The following is a 10,703-nucleotide window of genomic DNA, read 5'->3' as shown; positions in this document are numbered from 1 at the left end:
CTTTCTCTTCGCCAACAAACAACGAAAGCCTGAATCGAAAACTATTTATTAGAGAAAGAGGCTTTTTTTGTGCCTGAAATTCAAAGATACAACAAATTGTAGGGAGCGGTAGTTCAGTCGGCCAGACTCTTTATAAAAAGACAAGCGGCCAGTCCGCCGAATGCCGCGGGTTGTGGTTTATAGAAAGCCGTTCACTTTCTCTTCGCCAACAAACAATGAAAGCCTGAATCGAAAACTATTTATTAGAGAAAGAGGCTTTTTTTGTGCCTGCAATTCAAAGCACTGATAAAACCTCTCTACCAGAAGTAGATCAATATTCTCTCCATTTATCGTTATTTTCTTGGTATTCGTTATTGATAATTGTTATGGTTTAAATTTGTCGTTTACTTTCACTTCGAAAGTGATTTGCGAGTGACGTCAGCCATTTTATCTAAAATTAGCTTGAATTATTGGAGTAATTAAATGACGACCCTCTATTTTATGCGCCACGCGCAAAGTGAAGCCAACCTTGCTGACATCTTAGCGTCGCAAATTGACTTCCCGTTGACAGCGCAAGGCCACTGCGATGCGAAAGCAATTGCAGAAGAGTTTAATCAACAACATCACATTAATAAGTTGATCGCCTCACCTCTGAGTCGAGCTCAGCAAACCGCAGCGCCTTTTGCTGACCTATTTTCATTGCCCGTGACAGATGAGCTTCGAGTGACAGAGCAAGCGCTAGGCAAGTATGCCGGTAAAACGTATGCAGAACTCGATGATGAGCCAAACTATTGTCACGATCGCAGTGTACGTTGGAATTGGGTTCCTGAAGAAGGCGGGGAATCGTACTCAATGATCGTTGAACGCTTGCAGCCTTTTTTTGCTGAGTTAGCTGTTGGCGGTAACGATGCTATCTTAGTTATCACACATGCTGTAACTATGCGCATGATAAAAGCTATTTTAGCGAATACCTTACCTGACTATCCGCACGAAATTGCGCATAATGGTGAAGTTTGGAAAGTTGAATTTAAAGGTGTTGGTCATCCACACGAGATTAAATCACTATTCTTTGGTAACAGTAAAGAGCAGATAAGCAGGGCTTAATTTCTACTGCAGTAAATTATAGTGACAAAAAAGCAGTGCTAATTATCACTGCTTTTTATTATATAGCTTATTTAACCTGATTAATTAAATGTTAAACATGTAGCTGACGATAAACTTAGTTGCTGTTTTATCACCTTTTTCGCTGATTTCACCGGGTTGAATCTGAGCCAATGTTTCATCTGGACGATAGAATGCTTGTTTTAGGTTGAACACAAATCCTTTCATCATGCCTTCTCTTGGCTCATAGATCACTGTGATTGCATGTTCACTTTCTTTGCCGAATTCAATCTCACCACTGGTTTTAGAGTTGATTGGTGCTTTACCCCAGTGATAGCGATAATCTAGGGACAAATCCTTCATTCCGAAACTACGGAAGTCATATTTACTACCGACGACCATTGCTTCTTCGCCGTCACGACGGAAACCATGGTAATTACCACTGGTTGGTAATTTTAGATAACCTTTGGCTTCACCAAAACCATAACTAAATGAACCATTACCACTGCCGTTTTCACGTGGAGCATTGATTTTGGTAAAACCGTATAAGAATTCAAGGCCACCTTGTCTTAAACGAAATTCGTATGATAATGCTGAGGCGTATTCGTCGTAAGCTGCGAGGCCCTTATCAACATCAATATCCCATAAATCACCGGCTTTACGGTTGTAATAGTATTGGGCTTGCATGAATAAATTGGTTTGAGAAGCAAGTTTTAAATTATAATAGGCGCTAGCGTGAGAGCGACGTAAATAGTCTTTTGCTTCGCCATAAGCGACTTGGTATCCGCCTTTATCTGCAAATTTCTTGCGCACACGCATAGTGTATAAATTATCATAAGTGAGTGGGTCAGGATCATAATAGTTAGAATTACCTTTGAGATCCTCCATGCTGTCACCATTACTTTTCATAAACCCAGTAACAAATGCACCATCGAAAATATATTCACCCCAGGCTTGTTGTCCCATAATACCGCGGTAACTTGACAGTAGCGCGTCATCATCACTCGCTGCAGTGATCATACCGGTATTATAGAAGCCATCACCAACTCTAATAAAGCCACGCTCTGTACTGGTTTTACCCCAGTCAAACTTTATGTTAGCAACGGCTAGTTTTCCGTAACCTGCACTGTCGTTACATTTATATTGGCCTTTACCTGGTTCGCCACCAGACCAGAAACAGTCTTCACTGATAAATATTTTTTCACCGCCATTCCAGTTGTGCGTATCACCTGGATAGTCCGATGATAGGTTAAACATATAGCTGTAACCTAGGTTGATGTTCATTTTAACTGGGGTATTGCCAAGTTGTGCTCGCCCCGTTCTATAGTATAAACCAAGTGCTTGTCCCCACTCATGTTGGCGATCCATACCGTCAATATTTTTGTCTTTATCTTTAAAATATTTTTCAGTGGTTTTACCATGATTCAGCAATACTGCTGATACTTGTGAGCCACTCATCATGTCGTCAAAAGCCTGACCTACCGCAGAAGCATTTGCTCCATTGGACATTGTTATGAGGCTTGCTACCGCAACGGGGAATAGTATTTTTCCCGGTTTAGAAAAACTACGTATATAATTTTCTATCTCGATAAACATTGTTTCATTATCTCCATTTACAACCCTAACAAGCACACTCAATATAATTGGTCCGCAATTTGATTCTTTGAACTCATCGATTTAGAGTTATTATATATACGCTTTCATATTCTTTCGTGTGACTTGTCACGAAACCAAAAAAAAGATCAATTAATACAAAAGTAATAGGTTGATCACTTAAAAAGTGTTTTTTGCAAGTATAATGAAGCTCATCGTAAGGTAGGTTAATATTTTACATCATTAAGGTATATAACACGATCTAAGTGATTGAACATCATATGAGGGAAGGATCATGGCTGTAGATAATGCCAATAAAATAAGACCGAAGTCGTTAGTAAGTTTCGCTATCTCTACTGCAATTTTAACGATGGCAAGTACTGTTGTTGTACAAGCTAGCGTATTGCAGAATAATCTGAATGATAAGTTATTATCTAACTTTTTGAGTTCTGAAAATGCGGCATTAACGAATGCAATACAGCCACAGATCGCATCAGCGGGTAATTCAGCTGCCAGTGGTGGCGCTGATTCAACGGAAGTGTATGTATTAAATCATTTGGAAGCTCAGGCGTTAGCGACAGGTAACACACAGTTACTCGCCCTTATTGCTGCCGCGGATACAGATGAAAAGGCAGCGAAACTCGCGGGTGAGCTGACCCCTGATCGTAGCGGTGCCAATATTTATAACGTCATGATGGCACAAGATCTTTTTACGCAATCAATTCGGAAGCGTACTTCTGATTTTTTACTTGGCGATTCGGCTCGATCTTCTATGTGGGCATCTTATCTTGGTTCGGATAGTACCTCTTATGTTACTAGCGACGGTGCAAATCGCTATGACGGTTTTGATGCAAGCTCTACTGGTTTTGTTATTGGCTATGACCAAGTGTTATCAAAAAACACGACCCTTGGTGTCGCGTTTAGTCATCAAAACATTGATTCCGAAGGGCGTATGTATGACAACGACTTAGAAGTTGAATCATATCAAGCCTCTATTTATGGCACACAAACACTGGACGATTATTACCTATCAGGTCGCGGTGTCGTTGGTTGGAACTCCAATACCGCTAACCGCAGTATTGGTAGTGAGTTAATGACAGGGCAAAAAACCAATACACAATCTCGTTACAATAGTTATAACTTTGCTGTTGAAGTTGACCTTATTCGTCCATTTTATTGGCATGATTTTTCTATCCTACCATTACTCTCTGCGGGCTATACCCACATAAGAGCGGAAGGCTATAGCGAGAATGGCAGTGGTTCAGCTGCGGCACTTGCTTATGAACAGCAAAATTATCAAGAATTGACATTAGGTTTAGGGTTAGAAGTTGCGCATAGTTTATACACCAAAATTGGCGCATTTCAAACGCGCGCCGGTATTCGTTCTGATTTTGAAGTATTAGATATGGATCTCACGACGACGGCAACACTGCTATCGGGTGGTGATAGCTTTACTGTCGGTATTAACGAGAATGAAGATGTTCGTTACGAATCTTATGTCGATCTGACTTGGGAAACCAATGGCAGCATGACATGGAGTCTAGGTGTTCAGCATAATTGGGACAGCTCAACTGAGAATAATTTACTCTATGGCCGCGCTGTTTACTCTTTCTAATTAGTGCTATTTACTTGGATTAAAATGACATGAAATCAAAAAAATTAATTAGCCTCGCAATTGCGATGGGCACAACAGGGTTAATGGGCTGTAATAACGCTGATACGAGTGTGGTTGACTATGATTCTTATCTACAACCTGCCGGTGTAATGTATTTCTTTGAACAAGGCATGCCTGACACTATCAAAGCTTCTAGTGACAGCCAAATACAGATTGCGAATAACTTTCGTAAAGATGGCTTAAAGAGTCTTGCTTGGCAGTTACAGCCTGGTTCGATGCTTAGTTTTAATCAGGCGATTGGTTACAAACCTTTCGTTGAAAATGGCCGCGATCAAGCCGAAAGTACATTTGTCACTTGGGTATATAACAGTCGCGCACAACAGCAAAAAATGACATTTGTTTTTGGTACCGATAGTGTTGATCAAACATGGTTCGATATTTCCCTCGATTTTGATGGCTGGCGTCAGTTGATCATCCCATTTAAAGATATGCAAGGTGAGCCGGTAACAGGCATGAATTTCATGCAGGTTCGTACACCTGCAGCATTGGATGCGACAACGATCTATTTTGATCAAATGATGATGAGTATTCCCGTTGACCCACGTTGGCCAACCCGTGATGCCGTTGTTCCTTTTGTTAATTTGGCTGCCGACGTTGCACCAAATCGACATTGGTTGGCACTTTATCGCTATAACAATTTCTTGATGGATGCAGATGTTAGCTCAACTGATGTAAGTCTAGACGATGCCGCTGTTAGTCGCATAACAGCAAAGCTGGATTCTTTTGTCAGTGGAGACAATGGTCGTTTAAAATCGATGACGATTGCTGATATCCGCAGTAGATATCAAACTTTCGAACTGCTTGAAGTCGATGGTATCGTCACCGGTAAGCCATTAGATAATGGTAATCGTTTAAAAATATTTTTAGATAAAGGCATTAATAAAGGCTTACTCAATGAGAGTGGTTTCGATACTGTATTTGATGTTATCAAACTGCGCGATTACGGCGAATTCATGTTCGCCATTGCTAAATTAATGCATTCCGATATCAGCGCAGCTGAAAAGCAAGAACTGACTGATATGTATCTGTTATTGACACGTTATGGATTAACGCAAGGTTATGAATCGGGTAGTGCTGTTGGTACTTCTCATCACTTTGGTTACACCTTACGCGCGCTGTTCCAAGCACATTATTATAATCGCGATCTACTCTCAGGCAATGGTCTGGCGAAAGACGTAAGCGATATGATGGCGTGGTTTGCTGGTACAGGTCGTATTTATCGCCCTGAATCAGAAATGACGAATTTCAATGTTGATGTGATGAATACGCAATTACGGGGCATGTTGTACAGCATTTTAATGCAGCCTGATGCCGATACCAAATCAGCATGGTTAAGTCAGTTTAGCTTCTGGCTATCACGTTCTATTAATAACTCCAAAGGACTCGGTGGCGGATTTAAACCAGATGGTTCTGTTTTCCATCACGCACAACATTACCCTGCTTATGCTAAAGGCGCACTTAAAGGGTTAACCCCCGTAGTGGAAGCGCTGAGTCGTACTTCCTATGCCATTAATCCACAAGCACATAAAGTATTGAAAAATGCAGTTGCCATGACTGAAATTTACAGTAATGACGGATTAATTTTAATGTCGGTGATTGGTCGTCATCCTGATGGCAAGCAAGATATTGATCTAAAACCGTTTGAACACATGGCAATGGCCGGTTCTATCGATGGTAAAAATGCGATTGATACTGACATGGCTGAAGCCTATTTACGCTTAACTCCAAAGGCTGATAAATTTTCTCGCTATCTTGAGCAACAAGGTATCAATGCATCAGCATCGCCTACCGGTAACTGGGCGATGAACTTTGCAAATCTTGGTATTCAGCGCCGTGATGATTGGGTTGCTGCCGCTCGCGGATTTAGCCGTTACCTTGTTAGTCATGAAAGCTATGCGAATGCTAACCGATATGGCCGTTACATTAACTACGGTCAATTAGAGATCATGGATCGCGATGGCCAGTCGCGTAGTTTCAGCCACGATGGTTGGAATTGGAATCGCTGGCCAGGTACAACGGCAGTGCAATTACCTATCGCAGATCTAGAAGCTAAATTACTGAATGTGGATAAATTTAGTGGTTTAGAAGAAATGTTAATGTCGGAACAAACTTACTCTGGTGCATTAAGTGACGGTGACAACGGACTATTTGCAATGAAGTTACAAGGTCATCCTAAATATGACGCTAGCTTTGCAGCAAATAAATCGGTGTTCTTCTTTGATGATCGCATTGTCGCCCTCGGTAGTGGTATTCAGACCGAAGATGCAGAGCATCAGGTTGATACTACTTTATTCCAACATGCGTTACGTCAAGATAGCGACCAAATGCTCGCAAATGGAGATATTGTAGCACCTGGTACCTACACATCGAAAGCGACAGACAAGGGCATGCAGATATTATTAGATCCTGATAACAATGCTTATTTTGTTGGTAATGATAATACCATCACCCTATCCGTTGTTGAACAAGCGTCATTCAATCAAAAGAATAGCAAGCCAACCCAAGGCAAGTTTGCCACCGCGGTTATTAATCATGGCATTAAACCTGTTGATGGTCATTATGCCTACTCGGTTTTGATTGATGCCAATGTCCAGCGAGCCACTCAGTTTGCTGAGCAATTGCAATCAGCAACTGCGGCCCCTTTTGTTATCGAACAACAAGATAATAATGCCCATATTGTCTGGGACCGAGCTTCTAATACCCGTAGTTATGCTTTCTTTAATCCTGTCACCAATTTAGATGACCGTTTAATCGCTTCGGTTGATGCAGCATCTATGGTGATGGCGACGCAAGATAAAAAACAACTGGTGATGCACGTTGTTAATCCTGATCTGAACCTTTATCAAGGCAAAGATGACAGTCAATATGATGCAAACGGTGTGCAACAAGAAGTAAGTATCTATTCGCGCAATGATTGGAAAGATAATGCTTCCGCCGAAGTCGTTACTCAAATTGTATTAAAAGGGCAATGGCTAACCAGTAATACGTTACCGAATTCGGTTAAGTTAACCAGCCTAAAAGACGGTAATACACGATTGGCAGTCACTACAGTTCGCGCCGAAGGTATCAAACTTGAATTAACTCAAGGTTAATTTCAGCGATTAATTTGCAAGATTAAGAGCCTGCTAAGTTTATTAGCAGGTTACTGAAAAGGAATATGGCATGATTAATAATGTAACCATGAATAAAAAGAAAGTATTGGCTGTAGCGATTTCATTGTTGTTTAGTCAAAGTGCAATGGCAGAAACACCTGCTGCATCGGTTAAAGCTGCAACGGAAGAGGTTGCTGTTAAAGCGGAACCGCATAATCCACTACAAGCACAAATCGTTTCTTTTGAAGAGCCGATAATGCCTGATTATATTAGCGCGTCAGAAACATCGGTTATTCAATTGACAGATAAACGCGCGATTAACGGTAAGCAGTCTCTGCAGTGGGACTGGCAACCAGGTGATAGCTTAACAATCGGTCAAACTTTTAATTATTACAGCCCTCAAGAAGCGTTTGCCGCCCATGGCCGTCGTTCGTGGACAGTATTTTCTGGTTGGATCTACAATGAAAAAGCCAGTGATGCTGAACTTAAATTTAAATTTGGTTCCGGCAGTGAATTCAGCATGAAACTTAATTTCACTGGCTGGCGCTCGCCTGGTCAGGCATTCCACCGCGATATGCAGGGGATGACATCGGCAGAGATGAGCGGGTTAACGTTAACGGTTGAAAATGCTTCTGAAGCAGGCCAGATTTTTGTTGACCGTCTAATGGTCAGTATTGATGATTACCGTTACCAATGGTCAGATAAACAAGTAAAAACGGCTATCACAAAACCTGAAATTGACTATGGTTTGCCAGCTGAGCTACCAAAAGCAACGGCTGCCGAACTGGCTGCATTAAAACGTATTAAAGCAGATTTAATTGGTTTTTATCTTGATGATTTTAAAGCGACGAATAAGGTGATCAAATCAATCCGAAAATCTTATGATAGCTATGGCTTAAAAAAAGAAGATGGCGTTATTAGTGGTAAACATGTAACGACTAAAAATCAGGGGTCAATTTATCAGAAAGAACACCTAACGCCACAAGACAAAGCTTTGGTGAAGGGTTACGGTTCAGTACGTAGTTACGTTGAGTTGATGGAGAAAGTTGCGCAAGTATGGAACAACACTGACGATGCCAGTATTCGCCAGGAAATGTTAGACAAGTACATACTGATGTCTGAGCACCTACTTGATCAAGGTTTTGCTTATGGTAGTTCAATGGTGGCAACCCATCACTGGGGTTATGTCGGTCGTAGTTGGTATTCGTCTATGCTACTAATGGAGCAGCCACTACGTGATGCTGATTTATTAAAGCCAACGTTTGATGCACTGCTGTGGTTTTCGCGTGAATTTAAAGAGCGTGGTTTTGATATGAAAGTCGGGCCAAAAAGCTCTGACATGGATTATTATAATACCTTGGCACACGCGCATGTAATTATGTTATTACTGGAAGAAGGTGATGATCGCCAGGTCGCATTAATGCGTAAATTTGGTGAGTTTATTTCCGGTAACATGGAACAAACCCCGGTTGGTTATGGCGATGGTTTCCGCCCAGATGGTACTGCTTTCCGTCATAAAGGTAACTATCCCGGTTATTCATTTGCGGCATTTAAAAATGCCGCGCATGTGGCGTATTTATTACGCGGTTCTGAGTTTGAATTAAGTGAACCTGCGCGTGAATACTTGAAGAAAGTCATGTTAGCTGCGCGTGTGTACAGTAACCCGAACCCTGGTGTGGGTACTAATGGTCGTCGTCCTTTCTTTAATGTTTCATTGAAAAAAGTAACTGAAGGTTATCGTTGGTTAGCTGAGGCGGGTGTTGATGATACAGGTGTAGATAAAGAACTCGCGCAAGCCTACTTACGCTTAGTTGCTGATCAGCCGAAACGTAAACAAGGCGACTTAGCCAATAACTATACAGCCGAAGAACATCCACAAGGTGCTTATACCTTTAACTATGCTGCTATGGGGATTTATCGCCATGGTGAAAAAATGGTGACCATGAAAGGTTGGAACCGTTATGTATGGTCGTCAGAAATTTATAATAATGCTAACCGTTATGGCCGTTATCAAAGTCATGGTTCGGTGCAGATCCAAAAATGGGGCACTGAAAAACAATTTGGTTATGATCAACACGGTTGGGATTGGAATCGTATGCCGGGTGCTACAACCATACATTTACCGTGGGAAAAACTAGACTCTCCTCGTCAGCATACGATGATGTTAGTGAATGAATCACGCTTTAATGGCGCGACAGATTTACAAGGTAAATATGGTGCATTTGGTTTCACTTTAGAGAATCCAACCCGTTGGCCTGATTTTATCGACCCTAGCTTTACCATGAAAAAATCGGTATTTAGCTTTGAGAACCGCATGGTGTTAGTGGGATCAAATATTGCTAATGGTAACCGTGAATATCCAACAGAAACGACATTGTTCCAATACGGTCTAACAGATAAAACTCAGCCACTGTATGTTAATGGTCAATTGGTGACTGAATTTCCATACGAGAAGCAATTACAACAAGGGGATTGGTTAATTGATGGCATGGGTAATGGTTATTATGTGGTAAAAGGTGGCGAGGTAAATGTACGTCGTCAACATCAAGAATCACGTAATAACATGACCAAAGAACCTACGTTCGGCAATTTTGCTTCAGCTTGGGTTGACCACGGTAAAGCACCAAGTGGTGCTGAGTATGAATACATCATTGATTTAGATGCAACGCCGGAATCGATGGCTGAACTTGCAGAGCAAATGAGCGATGTTGAAAGCCGTCCTTATGAGGTTATTCGTCAAGATGGTGTGGCGCATATCGTGCGTGATAAAGCCACTGGGGTGACGGGCTATACTGCATTTACCTTTATGCGCTCGTCAGATGAATATGTACGTTCTATCAGTACTTCCGCTGTCGTGATGGTCAAAGGAGAAGGCGACAAGCTAGCAATGAGTGTGGCAAATCCAGATTTGAATATGGAACCACATACGTTAAGTCAGGCGGTTCCTGTTTCTGTCACCTTAAGGGGGGGATGGCAACTTGCTGAAAATAACGATAACGTGAGTGCCGTTCGTAAAGGCTCTAAAACGGTCGTCACTGTTAATTGTAAAGATGGTATTCCAGTGCAAATACAGCTTAATAAAGCTTAATTTCAGCGGAAGACAGTGATTAATTAAAGCATCTCAATAGAGGTGCTTTTTTATTTATTGATCTATACCTTCCTTTTGAATGCTTTCGCATCTCAGTTCACAAAAACAATATTGAAAGCTTAGGAAAGCGTGTTAATCGCGATAAACTTAATGCTGAAAGTTTAAAGTAAGCAAG

5 protein-coding genes are annotated in these 10,703 nt (G+C 41.4%); 4 read left to right on the top strand and 1 reads right to left on the bottom strand.

All coding sequences use genetic code 11. The features are described 5' to 3' along the window. The first annotated feature begins 462 nt into the window (after positions 1-462). Positions 463-1,083: a histidine phosphatase family protein gene (locus QNK26_RS13945; protein WP_319223990.1), complete on the top strand. Its 621-nt coding sequence runs from the start codon at positions 463-465 to the stop codon at positions 1,081-1,083. An 84-nt stretch (positions 1,084-1,167) separates the two neighbouring features. Here the strand turns inward: QNK26_RS13945 and QNK26_RS13940 are convergent, their stop codons facing one another. Further along, complete coding sequence (locus tag QNK26_RS13940) at positions 1,168-2,676, bottom strand: OprD family outer membrane porin (RefSeq protein ID WP_319223988.1); 1,509 nt, start codon at positions 2,674-2,676, stop codon at positions 1,168-1,170. Positions 2,677-2,968: 292 nt separating this feature from the next. On the opposite strand from QNK26_RS13940, the gene QNK26_RS13935 reads away from it, so the two are divergent. The 3 genes from QNK26_RS13935 (at position 2,969) to QNK26_RS13925 (ending at position 10,528) form a co-directional block, all read left to right on the top strand. Then, positions 2,969-4,288, top strand: a complete 1,320-nt coding sequence (locus tag QNK26_RS13935; protein WP_319223986.1) for an autotransporter outer membrane beta-barrel domain-containing protein — start codon at positions 2,969-2,971, stop codon at positions 4,286-4,288. 29 nt (positions 4,289-4,317) lie between these two features. After that, complete coding sequence (locus tag QNK26_RS13930; RefSeq protein ID WP_319223984.1) at positions 4,318-7,440, top strand: chondroitinase family polysaccharide lyase; 3,123 nt, start codon at positions 4,318-4,320, stop codon at positions 7,438-7,440. 70 nt (positions 7,441-7,510) lie between these two features. Next, positions 7,511-10,528 (top strand): chondroitinase family polysaccharide lyase, encoded by a 3,018-nt coding sequence (locus tag QNK26_RS13925; RefSeq protein WP_319223981.1) that lies wholly within the window; start codon positions 7,511-7,513, stop codon positions 10,526-10,528. The last annotated feature ends 175 nt before the right edge of the window (positions 10,529-10,703 follow it).

It is taken from the genome of Moritella sp. (genome assembly GCF_033791185.1).
Taxonomy (GTDB): Bacteria; Pseudomonadota; Gammaproteobacteria; order Enterobacterales; family Moritellaceae; genus Moritella.
This window is presented reverse-complemented; position numbering and strand designations above follow the sequence as displayed.

Coding starts and splice junctions, on each gene's coding strand:
- QNK26_RS13940 (WP_319223988.1), bottom strand. CDS start 2,676: ATGTTTATCGAGATAGAAAATTATATACGTAGTTTTTCTAAACCGGGA.
- QNK26_RS13945 (WP_319223990.1), top strand. CDS start 463: ATGACGACCCTCTATTTTATGCGCCACGCGCAAAGTGAAGCCAACCTT.
- QNK26_RS13930 (WP_319223984.1), top strand. CDS start 4,318: ATGAAATCAAAAAAATTAATTAGCCTCGCAATTGCGATGGGCACAACA.
- QNK26_RS13925 (WP_319223981.1), top strand. CDS start 7,511: ATGATTAATAATGTAACCATGAATAAAAAGAAAGTATTGGCTGTAGCG.
- QNK26_RS13935 (WP_319223986.1), top strand. CDS start 2,969: ATGGCTGTAGATAATGCCAATAAAATAAGACCGAAGTCGTTAGTAAGT.